This window comes from Bacteroides sp. ET489 (assembly GCF_030518095.1).
In the GTDB taxonomy this organism is placed as follows: Bacteria; Bacteroidota; Bacteroidia; order Bacteroidales; family Bacteroidaceae; genus Bacteroides; species Bacteroides ndongoniae.
This window is the reverse complement of record NZ_JAULLJ010000125.1, coordinates 1-711: the sequence shown is the minus strand read 5'-3', so window position 1 is coordinate 711 and position 711 is coordinate 1. Positions and strand designations below refer to the sequence as shown.

General features: G+C 58.1%; 1 protein-coding gene. It reads left to right on the top strand.

Translation table 11 applies throughout. The features are described 5' to 3' along the window. Positions 1-218 precede the first annotated feature (218 nt). Positions 219-711, top strand: a 493-nt coding sequence (locus tag Q3C19_RS18315) for a collagen-like protein (protein ID WP_302731305.1), incomplete at its 3' end; no start/stop codon positions are given.

The following is a 711-nucleotide window of genomic DNA, read 5'->3' as shown; positions in this document are numbered from 1 at the left end:
GGGGTGAGGACGGTGCCGACGGCAAGGATGGGAAGGGCATACAGGGTATCACTAATTACTACCTTGCCAGTTCTTCATCTTCGGGTGTCACCACTTCTACATCAGGGTGGCAGACCGCCGTACAGACCACTACCGCTACAAAGCGATACCTGTGGAACTACGAACGCATAACCTATACTGATGGCACTACGGTAAACACCACACCTGCTATCATCGGCATGTACGCCGCTGACGGGGCGGACGGTATCGACGGGCGTGGCATACGGAGTGTCAGGGAGCAGTACGGCGTATCGTCTCAACAGGGCGTGCAGCCGTCTTCATGGCAGGATACCATGCCCACGCTGTCTGCTACGAACAAATACCTGTGGAATCGAGAGACTACCACCTACACAGACGGATCTACTGATACGCGTACCCACATCATAGCCGTTTATGGTGACAAGGGAGACCAAGGGGCACCCGGTACGCCAGGCTCCGACGGCAAGCCGGGACAGGACGGGCAGGACGGACTTCCGGGTTGTATCATCCGCCGTGCCGAATGGGTGGCAGGCATCGAATGGCGTAATGACGAGGCACTAACTTCGGGCACTCGTTACCTCGACGTGGCACTGGCACGCGACGACTCTACCGCCACCGGCTACCGGGCATTCAAATGCCTGAAGACGCACGTGTCCACCGATTCAACGTCGCCCCTGCTATCCGGTGGTACCA